The organism is Vibrio scophthalmi (assembly GCF_040869025.1).
GTDB classification, from domain to species: Bacteria; Pseudomonadota; Gammaproteobacteria; order Enterobacterales; family Vibrionaceae; genus Vibrio; species Vibrio scophthalmi.
Map to the genome: position 1 here is coordinate 2,922,386 of NZ_CP134271.1, position 21,839 is coordinate 2,944,224.

Here is a 21,839-nt window from a genome sequence, read left to right on the forward strand (position 1 = left end):
GTAACTGATTACACCTTAATCCACAGAGTAAATATGAAAATAGCCGCTGAATATTTAAAACGCTATGATGAGGTTGTCGCTAAACGCTTTGAGCGCTTTGGTGAATATTTCCCGTTTAGAACGTGGGATGAATTGCAAAAAGATAATCGCGATGTCTTTGATCAATACATTAAGGATACTCAATGTGATAAGAAAAAAGTCAGCCAATATCTGCGTACATTGTCTGATTCACTTGACCCGTTAAGCTTTTATCTCTCTTTTCAGCAACAAGATTGCCAGCTATTGAATAATGCTTTGTATCAAAGCTCAAGAAGGCGGCTTCTATCAAGCGCTATCACTGGTAGCGGTACTGATCACAGCATTTTTTATGATGCGCTACTGTCCGCTTTTGCTTGCAATGATTTTACGGTTTTTCGTCATTTTTTCCCGCAACAATTGCCATTTACTCAATACCCCTTTTATAACTCTCCGGCGATGAATTTGCTCAAAGTTATGTATTATCGCGAAGTAGAACAAGAATCCGTCGTGCTAGAAAAAGCCAATAAATTTCTCAGCAAGAAAAGTGCTATTTTGGACAAAGCGGTCATTCAGTACCTTGTCGCCTTACTTGGTCGCGATGCTGATAAGGCCAGTCAGGCATTAGAACAGGCTTGTGCAGGTTGGCAAAAATCGCGTTTAACCGATCGGTTAGGTAAATGTTTCGCCGACCAAATCCATGGACTGTATTATTTTGCTCGATTTATTGATTCTGATTTTTTTGCCACGCTGACGCCTCCTAACCATTCCTGCTTTTGTAAAGAATTTGATGAGTGGCAAGCTGCCAATCATTATCCGAAAGGTGAACTCTTTTATCAGTATCCTGAGGAGATGGCGGGCATCAATGACATTTTCACAGCACCAATCCCAGATGTCTCTTTGATTGAATATAAGAAGAACAACTATTACAAAGATGAAGAGGCTTTTTTACAAAATTTAGTCACAGCGGTGGCGAGATAATGGCGGCGAGATAATCGTGGAGCATTAACTTTTGTTACTTTGGAGGCTCCTGACTTGGGTGTTTCCAGTCTGTGTTATTTAACCGAAATAAATATCCTTATAGTTATCGAGCCAGAGTTCATGCTTTTCCATCACTTTTGAAAACATCCTGCTTTGTAAGTAGTGGTTTAACCATGTTCGTAATTTTGGATAGGGACTTTGTCTAAACCATTGCTTGTCTATGCGGGCAAATTTGCGTAGAAAGGGGAGTAATGCAATATCCATTAAGCTTTCTTGTTCTGCATACATGAATGTATGCCGAGTCAATCTTTCTTCGAGCGCTTGTAAATACACTTCACACGCCTGACGGCATTCAATAACGTTATCTTCATGATAGCGTTTCGCGCAACTATAAGCATTAAAAGCAGGGATAAAGTCGTACTCGAAATGGGTAATCAAACTCACCATTATGGGCAGGGCATCGGCCTCATCAGTGCGCAGTAAATTATCCTCATCGCGTTGAGACAACGCCCACAGCATCACTTCTAAGCTCTCTTCAATCACCATCATGGAACGAGGCTTATTTTCAGTTGCAACCACTAAAACCGGCACACTGCCTTTGGCTGAGGCTAATAACATCGCTTGCGGTTTGTTGTCGAGCTTGATGGCTCGAATCAATACCGACTGATTCGCTCTGAAAATAGCCATGCGTGCCCGCATCGCGTAGGGACAGTTTTGTAGAGAGTAGAGAATAGGTATTGCCATTTCTGAGACCGTTCCATCGAGACTATTCAATTCTTAGCTTAACGTTTTTGTCAGTGTTTAACAGTTATTTGAATTAATTGCTCGACACCTGTGGTGAATAAAAAGATGAAATCGATTTGATTTTTTCTAGAAAACTAGATGCGTATTAAACGCCGATGGAAAATTAGGCTTTCTCACTAAGTGATAAAAGGGGTTTACGTCATTTTTATCCATCTATCGTCGTTAACGCTATATATCACGTGGATGTGTAATTTAATTTACCAAATGTTACATATTTCAAGCTAAATCAAATTCTTGAATTATGCTAATTTCGCCGCGATCGAAGTGAGGGGAGTCAAATGACTGATAAACCTAGTCTATAGAGACTCTTTATCGCAGTAGAGATATGACTACATAAATATAATAAATATAACGAGTTTACATGAGTGCCTAGTAAGGGCATTTCCATTTGTTCTTTTACCAAGCGTATTAGAACCTCATATACAGGACAAAATATGAACGTTACCAATGAATCGTGGTTAGCTGCGTTAAATACAGGATTGAATACCGCAGTAGGGGCCATAAACGGTGTGCTTTGGGGCCAAGTATTGGTTTATTTGCTGGTGGCTGTCGGTGTTTATTTCACCGTTCGTCTGGGTTTTATTCAAATTCGTCAATTTAAACACGCGACTCAAATCTTAAAAAGCGGGCGTGAAGTTGATAATGGACTTAGCTCTGAGGGATCCCCTCATAATTTCCCCAAAGCACAACCATGTTTGAATAGATTTTGAGCAAGCAGGGTTGCAGCCGCGAGCAAGTCTTCCCTCGTTATTGTGTAGCCAGAATGCCGCAAAACTTCCATCCCTAAGCGCACTGTTGAGAGTACATTTCGATTTTTGACAGTGTTAGCTTGGAAGTGCTTATCCCAACCTTGTTTCTGACCATGAACTCCAGCAAGCCAAAATGTCAGTTGAAGCATTAGGGCGATTAGCAGCATGATATCAAAGCGCTCTGAGCTGCTAGTTCGGCTATGACGGAGGCCTAAACCGTAGGCTGGGCTTTTCAAGTCTCGGAAGGTTTCTTCAATTTGCATACGCTTCGAGTAGAGCCTAACAAGTTGCTTTGGTGTTCGGATTTCAACGGGCAAGTTAGTCGCTAAAACCCATGGTTCTTTTGTCGAAGCGGAGTAGATTTTAGGTGACGGATGATGACAATTAGTCCGTGTCGAACGCTGATTTTTTCGGCCTTTAGGACGTGATTTATACAGTGCAATTTGACATGAAATTGGGTTGCTCTTAGTCAACCTCTTATAGCCTAAAGTCTTTGAGCGACTTGAGGATATGCTATGTAAGTTGCTGATAGGTTGCCAGTTTTCCGCACCTAAATCTGCATATTGCACTTTCCCTCTGACTCGACTTAACCAGTACCAACCTAGCTTTTCAACGGATTTATACCATGGCACTTTAAAGCCAGCATCACTGACAATGAGCGGTGTAGTGTTACTCGGTAGAATGCTTGCAAGGTCGGCTAGAAATTGGTCATGAGCCTTCTTTGAACATTGCTCTGAAAGCGGAAAGGCTTTCTCATAAAGAGTAATAGAACGACCATGTAGTGCCACCGAAGCCCGCAATACCATAAGCCGTTTTTGCTCACGAATATCAGACCAGTCAACAAGAACAATGGGCATCGAATTACCTGAACAGATAAAGCTGGCATGCCAACGGTATACAGCGAGTCGCTCTTTGTGCAAGTGACGATTACCTAACAATCTGTCGATTCGTTTGATGTTATGTTTTGTTCTGGCTTTCGTTGGCAGGTTACGACCAAGTTCGGTAAGAGTGAGCGTTTTACATTCAAGTAATGCGTGGCAAGCCAGCGTTAAACTGTTGAGTCGTTTTAAGTGCAATTCAGGGCAGAATTGGTAAAGAGAGTCGTGTAAAATATCGAGTTCGCACATCTTGTTGTCTGGTTATTGATTTTTCTCAGAACCATTTGATCACATGACAAGATGTGCATCTACCTTAAATTTATGATTTTTATCAAAATCATTAGGGGATTCCTCAGGACTTAGCTCTTACCAGGTGTTTTGTACCTCGATGGCGGCACGTGTCGGTACCGGGAATATGGCGGGTGTTGCCGTTGCACTAACCGTTGGTGGCCCGGGGGCGATTTTCTGGATGTGGTTGATTGCTTTATTCGGCATGGCAACCGCTTTTATTGAGTCAACCTTGGCTCAGATTTACAAAGTAAAAGATGTCGATGGCCAATACCGTGGTGGCCCTGCGTACTATATGGAAAAAGGCTTGGGCCAACGTTGGATGGGCTCGTTGTTTTCCATTTTCCTCATCATCGCTTTTGGTTTGGTGTTTAACGCAGTACAGGCGAACACGATTACCGATGCATTGAGCCACTCTTTTGGATTCAATGAGGTGATTACGGGCGTTGTGATTGTGACTTGTTCAGCGTTTGTCATTATGGGCGGCTTGCAGAAAGTGGCCAAAGTATCGACCAGCATCGTGCCGATTATGGCAATCGGCTATCTCGCGATTGCGTTAATTATCGTTGTAATGAACGTAACAGAAGTGCCAGCGGTGCTGATGTTGATTGTCAAAAGTGCTTTTGGTTGGCAAGAAGCAGCAGCCGGTGGTGTGGCCTATACGATTGCACAGGCGATGCAAAGTGGTATCGCTCGAGGCTTATTCTCTAACGAAGCAGGTATGGGTTCGGCTGCAAACGTCGCAGCGAGTGCGACACCAAACCCGAATCACCCGGCATCACAAGGTTTTGTGCAAATGCTGGGTGTATTTGTTGATACTTTAGTTATCTGTACGGCTTCTGCTGCAATGATTATGCTCAGTGGAGTAATGGATCAGCCAGATGCAGCAACGGGTATCAGTCTGCTACAACAAGCGCTAACCAACGAGTTAGGTTCTTGGACCAGTTACTTTATGGCTGCCGCTATCATTTTATTCTGCTTCACTTCCATCATTGCTAACTACAGCTATGCAGAAACCAACGTGATGTTCCTTAATGGCAACAGTAAAAGAGGCCTATTTGTTTTCCGCCTTAGCGTACTAGGTATGGTGATGTTTGGCTCTGTTGCTTCTCTACCGGTGGTATGGAACCTAGCCGATGCTTCTATGGGCGCGATGGCTCTGATTAACATTATTGCCCTTGTTCTGTTGTCAAAATTAGCGATCAAAGTGATCAAGGATTATGAAGAGCAGTTAAAGCAAGGAAAAACGCCATCATTTGACCGCACGAAGTTTCCTGAATTGGACACGCTAGAGGATGCGTGGCAATCGAAAGAAACAGACACGGTCGCAAAATAATTGTTGATATGTAGATCCCCACTTAAGCGTGGGGATTTTTTTATCTCAATCTCAACTGACACTTGGTCTTTAATTTTAATTTCGTTTTTAATGCAAGTAATTTTCCATATATCGGCTTATATTTGTGAGGTTCGTTGCATGGCGTGGTATGATTCTGCCCTCAAGTAACCTAGAGAACCGTTATGAACATCACGTTCCCAAAAGACCCTTTATTTAAAAATATTCAATTGTCTTCAGGGATAGCCTTTTTTGTACTGGTTGGGTTCTTTCTATCCTCGTTTTTTGTCATTGTTCGCGACTCATACCAAGCCATTTCTTTTGTTAGTGCTGTCATGGTTGTTAGTTTCATTCGTTATGAATGGCGAGCATTACCTGGTGTCATTCTGGCATGCATAGTCTATTACTCTATCACTGGACGTCATTGGGAGAGTGTTGTGATCCTCTCGTTGATTACACCGATAATGCCGTTCTTGGCATCAAAACTGTTCAATCACCTTGTTGGTGATATGGGTGATAAATCAGTATCTTATGTTTTAAAGACGTACTTTGTTTTGATTGGTGTTGGACTGCCATTGTTAAGTACATTTACCTTGCTAAGTGTTACTCATTTACTCAATGTTCCTCCGGTGAGCTCCGGGTTTATTATTTACTCGATACTGGGTACTTATCTGACGCATTTATTAGTGACTCCTTTGCTTTACATCACTCTTAATGCTTGCGTGAGTAACGGTAATACAACGCTGATAAAACTCGATGCAAACTTACGTACCTCGACGGATCGTGATATCGGTTACTTATCTTGGCTATTGATCTGTATTGCGATTATCGCGACTGCATTGACACATCAAAACTCGTTTGTTCTTAATGCTCTTTGCTTTTGCCTATTGGTCGTGGTGGTATCAGGATTTGGTCGACATGGTTTGGTGCGCCCACTGATTATTGGGGCTATCACTATATTGACGATTACCCATGATGAGATTTATCGAGTCAATTATCTCTACGAGTCATCAATAAATCTATCTGAGCTGCTGATTATTGTTTCGGTCATCACGACGCTGGCTTATTTGCTGGGCAGTCAATCGATTAAGCACTATGAAATGGCGCAAAAGCAAATTGCTTTTGAGCGTATTGACCCTTACACCGGGCTGTACAACATTGCTCAATTGAAAGAAGATCTTGACGCTAAAAAAGAACTGGTACTGATTTATCTCGATATTACGCCAACGATCAGTCACGTTTCAGATTTAGATCAAGAGGGAAAATCGCAGCTGATTCGTCAGCTGCATGAGTTTCTTTGTTATAAAATTAGAGACTTGGAACATTGTTATCGGCCACCTTTCACGACCGGCATTCTCGGCTATGCGAAGCTTAATGATGCACTAGATAAGGATTTAAATCGCGTTAGCAATTACCTGAAAAAGTTTCAATTCTATTGGCAGGGGACATCGATATCTTTAATGAGCACAACCTTGTATTGCACGCATATTCATCCAGACAAAGATGTTGAGAAAACGGTTTCAGCTCTATGTGAACAAAGACCTAGCTATGGACGCTCTGTGCATTGGGTAGATGTGCATACTTCACCGGTTGCAGGGCTTGATAAGCTGAGTTATATCCAGCAATTATTTAAAAATGATAGATTTGAGCTTAATTGTCAGCCTTACGCAAATTTGGCCGATCCAAACAGTAACGCGCATAGCTTTGAAGTGCTACTTCGGATTAGAAACCTCGATGGTACGATTGTCTCGCCCGCCGACTTTTTTCCGCTAATCAACCTATTCGGATTTGAGGTAGAGTTGGATCGATGGGTCGTTGAACACACTTTTCAATTGCTCAACGAAAACGTCGAAGACTGGCAGCGTATAGATAAGTGCTCAATTAATCTTACGGCGAAAACACTTGGGGTAGACTCTTTAGCGGATGAAATTTTGAGCAAAGCTCGACGTTATCATGTTCCTTTGTCGCGCATTTGTTTTGAAATCACAGAGTCCTCGGCACTGCAAAATGAGCAGCAAGCCATAGAGACACTGACTCAGTTACGGCAAGCGGGCTGTAAGATTGCGCTGGATGACTTTGGTACCGGCTACGCCAGTTTTGCCTACCTAAGAACGTTGCCTCTTGACGTGCTGAAAATCGATGGTGCTTTCATTAAAGATCTTCCGCACAATGAGACTGATTGCTTGATCGTAAGCTCCATTTGCAGCGTCACGAATGATATGCAATTAGAGACAGTGGCTGAGTTTGCCGAAACTGAAGCGCATATCGAAATATTAAAAGGGCTCGGTATTACCTACGCACAAGGCTACGCGGTGGCGAAACCACGTTCACTTAAATCATTTCTTAAGACAATCAGCGATGTTAAAGAGAGCAGCCTCAGTATTTAATGACGTTATGAAATGGCTCTATTAGCCATGCCACAGTGTTTGCATATCGAGATTGACCATTAACGCGCTCTGCGCACGATGGCTTTGACCATCCCTTTAAAGATAAATAAGTGGGCGGGCATCATCGCGAACCAGTAGAGTAGCCCTTTGAAGCCCTGTGGGTGCCACCATGCGGTAATGTTGAGAAGGCGAGTCTCACCTTGATCGGTGATAGTAAACTCTAGCCTGCCGAGTCCTGGCCCTTGCATGCCAAAGAGCAGTGATAAAAACTGATTTTGTTCACAGCGAATCACTTTCCATGAATCAATGTAGTCTCCGACTTTTAGCGCAGGCCCTTCCGGCGAACGGCGAATAGGTTTCCCTCCACCAAAAAATATATCCAGCCATTCGCGAGTGCGCCACAGCAAATTGGCAAAAAAGTAGGGGTCTTGTTTATTACCTAAGGTCTTGACCACATTCCATAATTGTTCACTAGTTAAGGTGGTTTCAATACTTGCCCCTGTCTGTTTTGGGTAGTAGCCATAACCGGCTTGCCAGCGGTTTAACGCCGCAGGGTCAAAGCCCCAAACGTTGCTTCGGACAAATTTTCCTTCTTGCTCAATGCTGGTTTTAACCATCTCTTCAAACGAGATCATGTTTTGTGGAAAACGCGCCTCAAGCGTTGAAGCATCAGCGATAAAATCATGCTCTAACCCGGCGAGCAGCGCAGAACCAATACTTGCAGGAACCGAAGTGACCATGCCTAGCCAATAGGAGGCTATCTTCGGCGTGAGTAATGATGTGGCATAAAGGCGATATGGTTGGTGGCTGGCATCGCAAATGACTCTAAATTGCTCACGATAAGAGAGCAGATCCGGCCCGCCTGCTTCATACAATTGATCCTCACCACTAGGTTGATCGGCCAGTTGTAATAAGTAGTAATTGAGGTTTTCTAAGGCAATCGGATTGGCTTTAGAATCGACCCATTTAGGGGTGATTAACACCGGCAAGTTATAGACAAAATCACGCATGATCTCAAAGGCTGCTGATCCTGGGCCGATAATAACACCTGCGCGGATTTCGGTAATAGGTATGCCACTTTGACGCAGGATATCACCGGTTTTCTTGCGTGCAAGCAGGTGCTCAGAGTTTCCTGTTTGTGGTTGAATGGCACTGAGGTAGATCACTTGCTCAACGTGACTTTTTTCCAGTGCTGCTTTGAAATTTTCCGCTAGTGAGACTTCGTAATCGACGAAATCATGTCCTTGTGCCATGCCGTGCACTAAAAAGTAAACAAGATCAAACTGAGGTACTAAGGCGAGAGTGGCATCCGCATCGGCGAGGTCGAGATAGCAAAGCTCAAGGTTAGGGCGTTCGGGGGTTCGTGTACGCAGATAGTCGATTTGTCGCGCGGCGGCGGTGACGGCGTAACCTTTGTCGCATAGTTTGCCGAGCAATTGAGAACCAATATAACCAGAGGCGCCAAGTACCAGTACTTTCTTCATATTTCTCCCAACTTTCTCAATCTAGGCGAGCAAGGTATGTGTTTGTTTTTAATTGAGTATATAATGAGCAGCTCAATTGGCAATCATGCCGTATCAAATAGTCGAGATTATTCTTGGCGGTGCTTTTAATAAGGGCTTATCTGATGTTTTCTCAAGTTCTACTTCACACGCGTGGGGATTTTTTGCGCCGCTTAATTGCGATAGCTCTGCCAATTACCTTGCAAAGTATCATGTTCTCCAGTCGCAGCCTAGTTGACGTTTTAATGCTGGGTCAATTGGGCGAAGCGGAGATTGCGGCGGTGGGGGTTGCCGCAAGAGCGACCTTTGTTACCACGATTATGCTGGTTGGGGTGACCACTGGTGGCGCGATGCTCACTGCCCAATATTGGGGAGCAAATGACAAGCAAGGCGTACGGGAGAGTACCGCGTTAACCTGGTTTATCGCGATGATTTTTGCCTGCTTCGCGGTGGCGCTATTTGTGGTTTTTCCTCAGAAAATAATGGGACTTACGACGGATTCTGAGCTTATTAATCAGCTTGGCAGTGAGTATTTAGTTATCTCGTCAGTGACGATGCTGGCGGTCGGTTGTGTCGCGAGTATGGCCGTTGGTTTGCGCGCGATTCATCAACCTGGGTTAAGTACGACCTTTAGTGGCATTGGCATTGTTTCAAACATCTTTTTAAACTGGGTGCTGATTTTTGGCCACTTTGGCTTGCCTGCAATGGGAATTAAAGGGGCTGCGATTGCGACGGTAATGAGCGGTGCGATTGAGGTCATCACTTTGTTTGGTTATCTGCATTTTAAGCATCATTTGCTGGCATTTAAAATCACGGATATTCGAGCAACGTTACGTTTAGATAAAATCCGCCGTTTTTTGAAGCTTTCCATGCCTACGACACTCAATTTTCTTGCTTGGGCAGGCGGCCTATTTGCTTACCATGCCATTATGGGACAATCGGGCGTGCAAGGTTTGGCTGCCTTGTCGGTGATGACACCGATTGAATCGATCTCACTGGCGTTATTAATAGGAATGTCGAATGCCGCCGCGGTACTAATTGGCAACCAGATCGGTGCGAAGAAGTATCATGAGGCTTATTATCAAGCGATAGGCATTACAATGCTGAGTGTTCTTGTTGCGATTTGTCTCTCGATTGTGTTGTTTTTAAGCCGTGATTTGGTTCTGAACTCTTTTAGCGCCCTGAGCCCTGAAACTCGCGCTTTAGCCGATAAATTTATCATCATTTTAAGCATTGGCTTGATTGTGCGCTGCGTACCAATGATGACTATTGTTGGTGTGCTCAGAGCGGGAGGCGATGTGAAATTTTGCCTCTATCAAGACCTTATCGCACAATGGTTGATCAGCATCCCATTGGCTGCGTTGGCTGCAATCTATTGGGGGTGGCCACCAGAGGCCGTTTACCTATTGTTTTTAACTGAGGAAGTGATTAAGTGGGGTGGGTCGCTTTATCGGGTGAAAAGTAAGAAATGGTTACGAAATTTGATTGAAAATTAGAGATATAACTCGGGATGCTTGTGTTTTGATGCATATGTTGTGATCCACCATGCAAAACGCTTCCTACTGAACGCTTATTAGTGTAGATTCACACTCCTGTTTTTTTCTTCTTCGAGCGACAAATGTTACGACTATCAGACCTGTGTAAAGGCTATGTAGATGGGGGTGAATTCCCCCCTGTTTTGCAAGGCGCTGAATTGTCGTTACACCAAGGCCAACAAGTGGCACTGATGGGTGAAAGTGGTTCTGGTAAAAGCACACTTTTAAACCTCATTGCGGGTCTTGATACTGTCGACTCAGGCGAAATCGAGTTTCCGAATTTCATGATGCAAAACGAATCGGAAAGTAAGCGAACAGCTTATCGTCGCAGTAATATCGGCCTCATCTTTCAGCAGTTCAACCTGCTGCCAACCTTGAATATCGCCGATAACATCCGTTTTTGTCGTCAGCTTAAAGGCCTACCTGAAGATCAAGGATTATGGCGTCAAATTCTCTCTGCTCTTGATTTAATGCCATTGCTTGGTCGATACCCGGAAGAAGTCTCCGGTGGTCAACAACAACGTGCTGCGATCGCGCGCGCTTTGTATATGGAACCGAAGTTACTGCTTGCCGACGAACCTACCGGGAGTTTGGACGAGCGTAATGCTGAAGCGGTAATGCGTTTGTTGACCTCTTTGACTCGCCAACTTGAATGTACTTTATTGCTTGTTACGCATAGTGAAAAAGTCGCCCTGCACATGGAAGGACGTATTCGTCTTCAAGGAGGACAGCTTCATGTTATGGCCCGTAGTTAAAGCACTGCTTGGCCACTACAGACGCTATCCTTTTCAAATCCTTCTTGTCTGGCTCGGTTTAACTTTAGGCGTTTCTCTACTGGTTGGAGTCACCGCAATCAATGAACATGCGCGTGAAAGTTATGCGCATGGCGAACAGCTATTTTCAAACCCATTACCTTATCGAATCCGCCCTAAGCACGCGACTAACCAAATTCCACAAGGTTACTATATCCAAATGCGTCGCGAAGGCTTCAATCAATGCGCGCCGTTTACCAACCTGCGTGTGAATACTGCAGATAATACCGATCTCATGCTGATTGGGATTGACCCGATTGCGATGTTGCAGTTGCAACCGGGGGTGAATTTAAAAGACCTCACTACGCTTGGTTTGATGAATCCTCCTTATCCCGTATTGGTGAGTGCGGATCTTGCGAGCCACATGAGTTGGACGGATGGAGATTTTATTCACTTAGATGATGGTAGTGATCTTGGGCCGCTGATTGTCGATCGTGAAAACCGCCTTAACGGCACGCGTATTATTGCTGACATGTCACTGATTCGTATGTTGGAACGCAGTTCAGGGATTTCGACTATCGCGTGTGCGGATATGCCGGCTGAAAAGCTTGAAAGGCTAAAAGCGAATCTACCTAACGGATTGGCTTTGGTACGCAGTTCACGTGCTGAACTGGAGTCGCTTACTCAAGCTTTCCACATGAACCTTAGTGCTATGGGAATGTTGGCGTTTCTGGTTGGTCTGTTTATTTTCTATCAAGCAATGTCTCTGTCACTCACTCAGCGTCAGCCGTTGGTGGGAATATTACGCCAGACGGGTGTTTCGGGTTGGCAATTAACGCAGGCGATGTTGTTAGAGCTATTGGCGTTGGTGCTGATCAGTTGGCTTTGCGGCAATTTGCTTGGCATGATCTTAGCCAATCAATTGATCCCTGCGGTGTCAGCGAGTTTAGGTGATCTTTATGATGCCAATGTCGGTTTAGCGATCAATTGGAATTGGAAATCGAGCTATGTCAGCTTGGGTATGACCATGCTAGGCGCGCTTGCTTCATGTGCATGGCCGTTAGTGCGTTTGCTCCGCGCTCAGCCTATTCGTTTGACCACGCGTTTATCGTTGATGCGTTTTACAGGCACAGAGTTTTCTATTCAAGCGCTGATCTCGTGCGCGCTGTGTGTTGCTGCCGTTGCGATTTATCAGGCTCCACAAACTCAAGAAAGTGGCTTTGCCATCATTGCGTTGATGCTATTGAGTGTCGCGTTGTTTACGCCGTTTTTAGTATGGCGTGTATTCATGAGTTTTAGCTATTCAATGCGTTGGGTAAAAGTGCGTTGGTTCTTCTCTGATGCGGCAGCGAGTATGAGTTATCGCGGCGTTGCAACTATGGCCTTTATGTTGGCAATGGCTGCAAATATCGGTGTAGAAACCATGGTGGGCAGCTTCCGTGATACCACCGATAAATGGTTAAGCCAACGCTTGGCGGCAGATATCTATATTTACCCAAGCAGCAGTTCAGCGGCTCGCTTGAGCACATGGTTAGATAGACAACCAGAAGTGAAATCGGTTTGGTGGCGCTGGGAGAAAGAGACCGTAACACCAAACGGTGCATTGCAAGTGGTGAGTACCGGGTCTTCAGAAGGTGAACTTGCGGCATTAACAGTGAAGTTAGGTGTGCCGAACTATTGGTACCACTTACATCATTCGAAAGGGGTGATGATCAGTGAATCGATGGCGCTCAAGCTGAATATACGACCGGGTGATTACATTAACTTGTATGGCAAACTCGGTCAGGGCTGGCAAGTGGTTGGGGTCTATTACGATTACGGTAACCCTTACAATCAGGTATTGCTTTCACATCGTAACTGGCTTTACTCCTATGCTGGCAGTGGTACGGTTGCTCTCGGTGCTGTGTTGAATGAAGATGTGAGTTCGGTTGGATTAAAACGTCGCATGGAGTCAGTATTTAGACTTAATGCTGAACGGATTTTTGATAATGGCAGCATTCATAAACAAGCCATGCGAGTCTTTGACCGTACTTTCTCGATTGCAGATACCTTAGGTAACATCACATTGGTTATCGCGGTGTTTGGTATTTTCTTCTCCACGGTCGCGGGTGAGGTTGCACGTCAACGGCATATTTCGTTGCTGCGTTGTTTAGGTATGTCGGGCAAAGAACTGGTCTTAATGGGCAGCTTGCAGCTATTTGTGTTTGGCGCTATCTCCATCATTATCGCGATGCCTTTGGGCTTAATGTTGGCGCATTTGGTGGTGGACATCATTATTAAACAGTCGTTTGGCTGGACGCTTGAGCTGCAATTTATCCCTTATGAATACATCAATACGGTTGCTTTAGCGATGTTGTCATTGGTGCTTGCCGGGGCGATGCCCGTGTTGCGTTTAGTGCGAAACACACCCATGAAATCGTTAAGGGATGCGTTATAGATGAATACGTCGACTTCTCGCAAATCTTTGTGTGCCTCTTTGTTGTTGCTGCTCGGAGGTATCGTGATCTGGTGGCTTTACCAGCAGTATTATGCAGACAGCACATCGGTTAAGAATCAAGAAGTGACGATCTTACAAAATCAAGGCCCACAAGTATTTGAGCCTGTTCTACCTAGCGATCCTGTTGTGTTGCCGCGTGACTTCGACTTTCATAATGAATATCAACATGGCTGGTGGCACTTCTTCGCTAATGTACAAGACCGTTCGGGTAATCGTTATGGCATCCAGTGGAGTTATCTGCGCGTTAGTAGTAACGAACATGAGCGAGCTGGCTGGCAAAGCCCTCAGTTGTATATTTCCCATATTGTTATCTCAGATGGTAGTAAAGTATGGAAAGAGCAACGTTTGTCCCGCGGTGGTATCGGCCAAGCAGGGATGAATGCAGCGCCGTTTAAATTGTGGATCGATAACTGGGTGTGGGATGCCATGGGCAGTACGCCTTTCCCTGGCGAACTAAATGCGGGCTCTGATTCGTTTGATTTAACGCTGCGCACCAATGCTTCTGGGCCTTTTGTTTTGCCCGGTGACCGTGGTTATGTCACTAAACATGATTTGCAGCCTTTGGCTTCGCTTAATTTGTCGGCTCCTTTCTTAGATGTCGCCGGGAAAATTAGTCTCGATGGCAATCGTAGTTTCCGAGTCTTTGGTGAAGCTTGGATGAGTAAAGAGTGGGGGAGTGGCTTACTCGCAGAAGGACAACAAGGCTGGGACTGGTTTGTTTTTCATCTCGATGATGAAACCACATTATCAATTAACCGCTATCGTCATCGTAAGCAGACTCCTTTTGTTTTTGGTACTTTGGCGACCAATGATGGCAAAGTGATTAACCTTGATGCTTCACAGATCTCGGTTGTTCCTTTGCAACCCACTATTTTTACCAATCAGAAACGCATTCCACTGCAGTGGGTAATTAATGTTGCTGACTATGATATTAACCTGACCACACAAGTGTTGAACGAGAACATGTGGCTGCCATTTGTGCTGCCTTATTGGGAAGGACCAATCACAACCACGGGTAGTCATGAAAGTGTTGGATTTATGCAGTTAGCAGGTTATTGATTATTCTGTGTTTTTTCGAATATAATGCGATGAAGCGCGTTGTTTCACATTTGTGAAAACATCGCGCTTTTTCTATATTCAATGCAAGTAATATAGTCACACAGGCGGCAGGAACGTTGTTTTGTGGCACACAATATCGGTTTAATGACTAAGCCGATAAGGAATATGCGCAAAATAGAAACATTTACTTCGGAATTTCCGAGGTTAATACTCTAAACAAGCGATTTTTCCTTACCTAAGGATAGCTATACACTCTGGGTTATTCTTTGTTAATCACTTATTAACATAATAAATATAAGGACGATATCATGAGTGATATTATTCGCGACTTCTTCAAAATGGAGTCGGCAGGGGGCGTTTTACTAGTGATCGCCGCTGCAATTGCGATGACCATTGCCAACACACCATTAAATGAAATGTACCAATCATTTTTGCATACCTATGTATTCGGTATGTCGGTTTCTCATTGGATTAATGATGGCCTGATGGCAATCTTTTTCATGTTGATTGGTCTAGAAGTTAAGCGTGAATTATTGGAAGGTGCGCTGAAATCGAAAGAAACAGCCATTTTCCCTGCTATTGCCGCTGTTGGTGGAATGTTAGCACCGGCACTGATTTATGTGCTATTCAACATTAATGATCCTGCGGCGATTCAAGGCTGGGCGATTCCAGCGGCAACTGACATTGCTTTTGCATTGGGTATCATGGCGCTGCTAGGCAGCCGTGTTCCAGTTAGCCTAAAAGTGTTCTTATTGGCGCTTGCGATCATCGACGACCTTGGTGTTGTTGTTATCATCGCGCTGTTCTACACCGGTGACTTGTCTACGACGGCTTTAGCGGTTGGTTTTGCAATGACAGCGGCGCTGTTTGTGATGAACTCTCGTCGTGTGACGAAACTGCTGCCATACATGATAGTGGGCGCGATCTTGTGGTTTGCGGTACTTAAGTCTGGCGTACACGCCACGCTAGCGGGTGTTGTGATTGGTTTTGCTATCCCACTGAAAGGCAACAAAGGCGAACGTTCACCATTGAAACATATGGAGCATGCACTGCATCCTTACGTTGCTTTCTTTATTCTGCCACTGTTCGCTTTCGCTAACGCGGGTATTTCATTGGAAGGCGTGTCAATCGATGGCCTAACCTCAATGTTGCCATTGGGTATCGCAGCGGGTCTATTGATTGGTAAGCCACTTGGTATCTTTGCCTTTAGTTGGGCCGCGGTGAAAACGGGTGTAGCTCAGCTACCAGAAGGGATTAACTTTAAGCATATTTTTGCAGTATCGGTTCTTTGTGGTATCGGCTTTACCATGTCGATCTTTATCTCATCACTAGCGTTTGGTCCTGTGAACGCAGAGTTTGATACCTATGCTCGTCTTGGTATTTTGATGGGGTCAACCACAGCCGCTGTACTGGGTTATATTCTGTTAAGACTTTCGCTACCGAAAGAAAAAAGCAAAGCATCATAAGCTATAACGCATGATACAAAAAAGCCTCGGACACAATTGCCGAGGCTTTTTTAATGGTGGGAACTTATTTTTCTATGACGGAGAAGATATTCCACTCTTGTTCGACTTCTTGTTCAAAACCAACCACGGTGGCCGTCACTTTACGATTTTTTGCATGAGATAAATCATCATCTCCTAAGGCTTCTAAGTTAGATTCCCCATAGCCAACGATTGATAGGCGATTTGCCGATATCCCATTGGCAAGCAGTTCATCTTCCACAGCAATCGCGCGTCGTTTTGAGAGCGCCAGATTATATTCTGGTGTGCCGACCTGACTGGCAAAGCCTTGGATCTCGATGGATGTTTCTGGATAACGCTTGAGGAAATCAGCCATAGAGCGGATTTGGTTCTCAAAGATAGGCTCAATTTTTGATGAGTCATTAGCAAACAAAATACGTAACTTAAGACTTTCTTCGGTTGCGATGACAAATCCGCAGCCATCATTGTCGATCAGCGCCCCTTCGCTGGTATTAACACATAAGTCTCGTGCGTTGATAACGCCATCGCGATCATCGTCGGTTTGGTCGGCAACCTGAATAACCACAGGAGTGGCGATATATTCGTATTCATCTTGCTCTTCTTCCGCCGTCACAAAGGGACTAATGAGTAGGCAAGGTAATAAGGTAAACAGAAATTGTGTTTTCATCATTAATACTCCACTTTCTCAGTCCACTCTGCCGGTATCTCGACAAGTAGCGCATCCAACAAGTTACCAGTGGCATTCATCACGCGGTATTTTGCATACTGCTCCGAGTAGTGTGCATCAAGGTAATCTTTACGCGCTTGGAATAGTTCATTTTCAGTGTTTAGTAAGTCGAGTAAGGTACGTTTACCGATTCGGTATTGTTTTTCGTAAGCAATCACCGTTTCAGATGCGGAATCGACGTGATCTGCAAGGAACTCTTTTTGTTGCAGGGTTAAGTCGAGAGCGCTCCATGACAGTTTTAGACCTTCTTCCACTTGTCTGTAAGCGCTATCACGCAAATCTTTTGCTTTGTTTAATTGGAAAGCGGCTCGTTCTGAAAGGTCACTATCACTGCCCCCGTTGTAGAGGTTGTATCGCATTCTTAGCATGGCAAGTGTTTCTTCACTGCGGCCCACATCACCACCAGCATCATCTCGCCATGATTGACTCGCCTCAATGGAAAAGGTTGGGTAATAGTTGCCTTTCGATTGTTTGTATTGGTAGCGAGCGGCATCCACATCGATCTTGGAAATCATAATGACTGGGTGACGTTCATAGGCGGTATCGATGGCCTCAGGTAACGATAAAGGCAATTTACTCTCATCTGCGCGTGGGTAAATAAGCCCTAAAGGCTGCTGCCCAACCACACGAAGAAATTGAGTATGTGTATCGATGAGGTTATTTTGTGCAGCCAGCAAGTTACCGTGCGCTTTTGCGATACGAGCTTCAACCTGAGAAACATCGGCGGTTGAACCAATACCTGAGTCGGCCCGTTTTTTAATATCGCGATATATCTCTTTATGCACTGCCAGATTACTTTCTGATAAGGCCAGTACTTCAGTAGCTTTCACGGCATCTAAGTAGATTTCAGTGACTTTTAATGCTAAATCAGACGCGTTCGACATTAGTTGCAGTCGAACCGACTCAGCATCGGCTCCAGTACGATTAATATCGTTGATGGTTGCGTTACCATCCCACAAAAGTTGAGTTAGACTGAGAGTGGCTTCTTTACGGGTGAGGTCGGTGTCTTCTCTGCCCGTAGACGCTGCAGGGTCAAGACCTTCATAACCAATACCCGCATCAAGATCAATACTCGGTAAATAAGCACCACCGGAGGCGTCGTGCTCTTTTACCGCACTTTGGTACTCATTAAACGCTTGCTTGATCTCAGGGTTTGTCTTCATCGTAATCGCAACTGCCTGCTCAAGAGTTTGAGCGCTCAGTTGGCTACTACTAACGAGCATGGCCGTTAAAATTAGCGCATTTTTAGTTTTCACAGTTCTCTCCCTAATCCATGGACTCAATACCACTATGGAGCTTTTAAACGAATAATGTGGTTTAAAAGATTAACTAAATGTTAGTTTAGCTTTTGATAAAAGTAGAACTTTTGTTTGTAAAAATAGTTCGTTAGATCAAAAGTCTAATACTTATTTGTCATGTTCTGTTATTTGTAATCGACATTTACATTTTTAATGTAGATGCAAATGCAGCAGATTGTGAAAAAACATTGCCAGATAATATGGAGTTATGTTAATTTCGCGCGCAATCTCGGTAGTTATTTATATTGATACTCTGGGGGAGACGCGTAGCTCGCATTCAAGTTGAGTGCTGATACGTAGGGTAGGTATCGATAATCCGATTATCGATAGACGGGATACTAATGTCGTAAGTGCGGCATGTTAATGGGAAACCCAACATTGAAATTATTTAACCAACAAGTATTGATCCAAGCTTCAATACTCCAAGCACCAATCAGCTTTATTCTGCCAAAATGTCCTGTTTTACAAAACAGCTGCATCACTGAACCTTGAACTTCCTTTCTAAATTGTAATCCGTCTCTTTGACGGGTTGGTCTTTGCACGCCTATAGGCTGCGAAGGGAATTGTTGTACCTAATGTTTGGCGTCGACCTCGCCAAAATAGGATGATTACATTCAAGGGAATTTTCATGAGTACAGCCTTTGAAGTCGATACCCGAGATATCGCGACTTATTTTTCAAAACAGGTGCCATTTGTTGATGGCGTTTACGATCTTACGCCCGACCAAGCATTGCTTGATCAGGCTGCTCACGAATCCGCTGTCCGCTCTTATCCAAGACGTCTACCGATAGCTATCAAGCAGGCTTACGGCGTGTTAGTTGAAGACACTAGAGGGCAAATCTTTCTCGATTGTCTTGCTGGAGCCGGCACACTCGCGCTGGGATATAACCATCCAGAGATCAATCAAGCGTTGAAAGCTCAGTTAGATTCAGGGCTTCCGTATCAAACGCTCGATATCACTACCGAGGCGAAGAACGGCTTTATTCAAGCGGTGAAGCGTTTTTTATCTCCCGAATTGGCGCAAAATTCAGTATTGCAATTTTGCGGTCCATCAGGCGCTGATGCGGTGGAAGCGGCAATTAAACTGGCGAAACAAGTTACGGGCAGAAATACCATGTTTGCCTTCCGTGGTGCCTATCATGGTATGACCAATGGCACGATGGGAATGATGGGCAACTTGAACACTAAAGCCCGTCGTACAGGATTGATGTCTGATGTGCACTTTATGCCGTTTCCTTATCATTTGCGCTGTCCATTTGGTCTTGGCGGCGAGGAGGGGGCAAAAGCGAGCATTGGTTATATTGAACGCTTACTAGCCGACGATGAAGCGGGCATCATGAAGCCAGCAGCGATGGTGGTTGAACCGGTGCAAGGCGAAGGTGGTGTGATCCCTGCTCCTGCATTCTGGTTAAAAGAGCTGCGCCGTATTTGTGATGAGCATGGGATTTTGTTGATTTTCGATGAAATTCAATGCGGTGTGGGTAAAACCGGATACCACTTTGCTTATGAAGAATCAGGTATTCAGCCTGATATTCTATGTCTTTCTAAAGCTATTGGCGGCGGGTTACCGATGTCATTGCTGGTTATTAATAAGCAATATGATACTTGGCTGCCCGGAGAACATACGGGGACATTTCGCGGTAACCAATTGGCGATGGTATCAGGTGCAAAAGCGTTAGAGATCATCGAGCGAGACGGCTTAGTTGAGCATGCCAATATTGCTGGGCAATATTTACGTCACGGCTTGGAAGCGCTGCAAAAGCGCATCAACTGTATCGCGGAAGTGCGTGGCAAGGGATTAATGCTTGGGGTTGAAATTTGTAAGCCTGGTAGCGAGCTTAATCGATTTGGTGAGCCAGTTGCTGATGGTGAACTCACGTTACGAATCCAAAGAGCGGCGCTTGAGCGCGGTTTAATGATTGAAAAGGGCGGCCGTGATGGATCGGTAATCCGTTTTTTACCTCCGTTAATCATTTCTTTAGAGCAAATCGATTTTGCATTACGTGTGCTTGAGCAAGCAATGCTCGTTGCTGGTGGTGAGTATGTCACTGAGCTTGAGTACGATTCACCCAATCACTTTCAACAGCAGTGGCGACAACACTTTATTCAAGTCGGTGAACAGGGAAGTGATGTCTTCGCCGCCGCGATGAATCACACGACGGCGCAAATGAAGGCGGTGTTTGAGCAGGTTAATGCGCCGTATTCTGGTTTGCATCCTAAGCAATTGGAGCAAGCGATCAATGCAGTCGATCTTGATAATGCCCATGGCTCATTGCAGCAAATCATCAGTGAAACCGCTGAACTGGTGGGTAAAAACTCAATCATGTTGCAGCATCCCAACTGCATTGCACATCTGCATACGCCCCCATTAATGCCATCAGTGATTGCAGAAGCGATGATCGCCGCGCTCAATCAATCAATGGATTCATGGGATCAAGCCTCTGCTGCAACTTATGTTGAGCAGAAAGTCGTAGACTGGATGTGTGGCAAGTTCCAACTTGGCGCTCAAGCGGATGGCATTTTTACCAGTGGTGGCACGCAGAGCAACTTAATGGGCTTACTGCTTGCTCGCGATCGCATTGCCGATAAGCTCGCAGAGCATTCTATTCAGAGACAAGGTTTACCTTCATTTGCCAACAAACTTCGCATTCTGTGCTCGAAAAAATCCCATTTTACGGTGCAAAAATCTGCTTCGTTACTGGGGTTAGGAGAGCAGAGTGTTTGCTGTGTTGATGCCCATCCTAATGGCACCATGAAAATCGATTCATTGGTAGCCGAGCTTGAGCAATTGAACCAACAAGGTTTGATGCCATTCTGCGTAGTGGGCACTGCCGGTACAACCGATCATGGCGCGATTGATGATCTTACTGCCATTGCTCAACTCGCCGCACAACATCAACTTTGGTTCCATGTTGATAGTGCTTATGGTGGGGCGCTTATTTTAAGCAGTCATAAAGCGCGCTTAGCGGGTATCGAATTAGCCGATTCTGTCAGTGTCGATTTCCATAAATTGTTCTATCAAACCATCAGTTGTGGCGCGGTGTTACTTAAAGATAAAGCCAACTTTAAGTACCTGCTACACCACGCGGATTATCTCAATCGTGAACATGATGAGTTACCTAATTTGGTCGATAAATCGATCGCAACCACCAAGCGATTTGATGCGCTGAAAGTGTTCATGACCATGCAAAGTGTCGGGCCTACGGCGCTGGGGCAAATGGTCGATCATTTGATTGTACAAACTCAACAGGTGGCAGATCGAATTAGACATGATGCGAGTTTAGAGCTTTTGGCTGAGCCGTCACTATCAACGGTGTTGTTCCGAGTGGTGAGTGACGATGTCACCGATCTTGATCAGCTCAACCAAACCCTGCGATTAGAAGCCCTCACACGAGGTATTGCCGTGCTTGGTGAAACCGTGGTGGAGGGGAAATCCGCATTAAAATTCACGTTATTAAATCCGTGCTTAACCATGGCGGACTTTGAAGCTTTACTTGGAAAAATCAACACACTAGCAAGCGAGCTAGTCAACAAGAGGTAATGGAAAACG

Annotated in this window: 13 protein-coding genes and 2 pseudogenes; 10 read left to right on the top strand and 5 right to left on the bottom strand. The window is 44.8% G+C overall.

Going from position 1 to position 21,839, the window contains the following annotated elements; genetic code table 11:
- Positions 1-33: 33 nt before the first annotated feature.
- A complete protein-coding gene (locus tag RJD38_RS13355) occupies positions 34-996 on the top strand; it encodes a hypothetical protein (protein ID WP_065545350.1) in 963 nt (320 codons plus the stop codon).
- Positions 997-1,074: 78 nt separating this feature from the next.
- Here the strand turns inward: RJD38_RS13355 and RJD38_RS13360 are convergent, their stop codons facing one another.
- On the bottom strand, positions 1,075-1,740 hold the full coding sequence (locus RJD38_RS13360) for a glutathione S-transferase (RefSeq protein ID WP_083163385.1): 666 nt from the start codon (positions 1,738-1,740) through the stop codon (positions 1,075-1,077).
- Positions 1,741-2,234: 494 nt separating this feature from the next.
- Here RJD38_RS13360 and RJD38_RS13365 point away from each other — a divergent pair.
- Positions 2,235-2,456: pseudogene (locus RJD38_RS13365) on the top strand (sodium:alanine symporter family protein); the annotation flags it as partial.
- 11 nt (positions 2,457-2,467) lie between these two features.
- On the opposite strand, the gene RJD38_RS13370 reads toward RJD38_RS13365, so the two are convergent.
- Positions 2,468-3,676 (bottom strand): IS4 family transposase, encoded by a 1,209-nt coding sequence (locus RJD38_RS13370; RefSeq protein ID WP_032073033.1) that lies wholly within the window; start codon positions 3,674-3,676, stop codon positions 2,468-2,470.
- A gap of 103 nt (positions 3,677-3,779) precedes the next feature.
- On the opposite strand from RJD38_RS13370, the pseudogene RJD38_RS13375 reads away from it, so the two are divergent.
- Together RJD38_RS13375 and RJD38_RS13380 are read left to right on the top strand one after the other, a co-directional pair.
- Positions 3,780-5,051, top strand: a pseudogene (locus RJD38_RS13375) (alanine/glycine:cation symporter family protein); the annotation flags it as partial.
- Between the two features lie 182 nt (positions 5,052-5,233).
- Positions 5,234-7,435, top strand: a complete 2,202-nt coding sequence (locus RJD38_RS13380; protein WP_083163382.1) for an EAL domain-containing protein — start codon at positions 5,234-5,236, stop codon at positions 7,433-7,435.
- 59 nt (positions 7,436-7,494) lie between these two features.
- On the opposite strand, the gene RJD38_RS13385 is transcribed toward RJD38_RS13380, so the two are convergent.
- A complete protein-coding gene (locus RJD38_RS13385) occupies positions 7,495-8,919 on the bottom strand; it encodes a DUF2867 domain-containing protein (RefSeq protein ID WP_065545349.1) in 1,425 nt (474 codons plus the stop codon).
- A 143-nt stretch (positions 8,920-9,062) separates the two neighbouring features.
- Here RJD38_RS13385 and RJD38_RS13390 point away from each other — a divergent pair, with 143 nt between their 5' ends.
- The 5 genes from RJD38_RS13390 to nhaA all read left to right on the top strand — a co-directional run bounded on the left by RJD38_RS13390 (position 9,063) and on the right by nhaA (position 16,246).
- On the top strand, positions 9,063-10,433 hold the full coding sequence (locus RJD38_RS13390; RefSeq protein ID WP_005598859.1) for an MATE family efflux transporter: 1,371 nt from the start codon (positions 9,063-9,065) through the stop codon (positions 10,431-10,433).
- A gap of 122 nt (positions 10,434-10,555) precedes the next feature.
- On the top strand, positions 10,556-11,227 hold the full coding sequence (locus RJD38_RS13395; RefSeq protein WP_065430455.1) for an ABC transporter ATP-binding protein: 672 nt from the start codon (positions 10,556-10,558) through the stop codon (positions 11,225-11,227).
- Positions 11,208-13,661 carry an ABC transporter permease gene (locus tag RJD38_RS13400; RefSeq protein WP_005598863.1) on the top strand — a complete coding sequence of 818 codons (2,454 nt, stop codon included), beginning with the start codon at positions 11,208-11,210 and terminating at the stop codon, positions 13,659-13,661. Before RJD38_RS13395 ends, RJD38_RS13400 begins: the two co-directional genes overlap by 20 nt.
- Positions 13,662-14,780: a lipocalin-like domain-containing protein gene (locus tag RJD38_RS13405; RefSeq protein WP_065545348.1), complete on the top strand. Its 1,119-nt coding sequence runs from the start codon at positions 13,662-13,664 to the stop codon at positions 14,778-14,780.
- 308 nt (positions 14,781-15,088) lie between these two features.
- Positions 15,089-16,246: a Na+/H+ antiporter NhaA gene (nhaA, locus tag RJD38_RS13410; protein WP_065545347.1), complete on the top strand. Its 1,158-nt coding sequence runs from the start codon at positions 15,089-15,091 to the stop codon at positions 16,244-16,246.
- 64 nt (positions 16,247-16,310) lie between these two features.
- Here the strand turns inward: nhaA and RJD38_RS13415 are convergent, their stop codons facing one another.
- A complete protein-coding gene (locus RJD38_RS13415; protein WP_005598870.1) occupies positions 16,311-16,934 on the bottom strand; it encodes an OmpA family protein in 624 nt (207 codons plus the stop codon).
- Positions 16,934-18,214 (bottom strand): TolC family outer membrane protein, encoded by a 1,281-nt coding sequence (locus tag RJD38_RS13420; protein WP_406853133.1) that lies wholly within the window; start codon positions 18,212-18,214, stop codon positions 16,934-16,936. Before RJD38_RS13420 ends, RJD38_RS13415 begins: the two co-directional genes overlap by 1 nt.
- Positions 18,215-18,917: 703 nt before the next feature.
- Between RJD38_RS13420 and RJD38_RS13425 the strand changes: the two genes are divergently transcribed.
- Positions 18,918-21,830 carry a pyridoxal phosphate-dependent class III aminotransferase gene (locus tag RJD38_RS13425; RefSeq protein WP_065545346.1) on the top strand — a complete coding sequence of 971 codons (2,913 nt, stop codon included), beginning with the start codon at positions 18,918-18,920 and terminating at the stop codon, positions 21,828-21,830.
- Positions 21,831-21,839: the final 9 nt, after the last annotated feature.

Coding starts and splice junctions, on each gene's coding strand:
- RJD38_RS13355 (WP_065545350.1), top strand. CDS start 34: ATGAAAATAGCCGCTGAATATTTAAAACGCTATGATGAGGTTGTCGCT.
- RJD38_RS13360 (WP_083163385.1), bottom strand. CDS start 1,740: ATGGCAATACCTATTCTCTACTCTCTACAAAACTGTCCCTACGCGATG.
- RJD38_RS13370 (WP_032073033.1), bottom strand. CDS start 3,676: ATGTGCGAACTCGATATTTTACACGACTCTCTTTACCAATTCTGCCCT.
- RJD38_RS13380 (WP_083163382.1), top strand. CDS start 5,234: ATGAACATCACGTTCCCAAAAGACCCTTTATTTAAAAATATTCAATTG.
- RJD38_RS13385 (WP_065545349.1), bottom strand. CDS start 8,919: ATGAAGAAAGTACTGGTACTTGGCGCCTCTGGTTATATTGGTTCTCAA.
- RJD38_RS13390 (WP_005598859.1), top strand. CDS start 9,063: ATGTTTTCTCAAGTTCTACTTCACACGCGTGGGGATTTTTTGCGCCGC.
- RJD38_RS13395 (WP_065430455.1), top strand. CDS start 10,556: ATGTTACGACTATCAGACCTGTGTAAAGGCTATGTAGATGGGGGTGAA.
- RJD38_RS13400 (WP_005598863.1), top strand. CDS start 11,208: ATGTTATGGCCCGTAGTTAAAGCACTGCTTGGCCACTACAGACGCTAT.
- RJD38_RS13405 (WP_065545348.1), top strand. CDS start 13,662: ATGAATACGTCGACTTCTCGCAAATCTTTGTGTGCCTCTTTGTTGTTG.
- nhaA (WP_065545347.1), top strand. CDS start 15,089: ATGAGTGATATTATTCGCGACTTCTTCAAAATGGAGTCGGCAGGGGGC.
- RJD38_RS13415 (WP_005598870.1), bottom strand. CDS start 16,934: ATGATGAAAACACAATTTCTGTTTACCTTATTACCTTGCCTACTCATT.
- RJD38_RS13420 (WP_406853133.1), bottom strand. CDS start 18,214: ATGCTCGTTAGTAGTAGCCAACTGAGCGCTCAAACTCTTGAGCAGGCA.
- RJD38_RS13425 (WP_065545346.1), top strand. CDS start 18,918: ATGAGTACAGCCTTTGAAGTCGATACCCGAGATATCGCGACTTATTTT.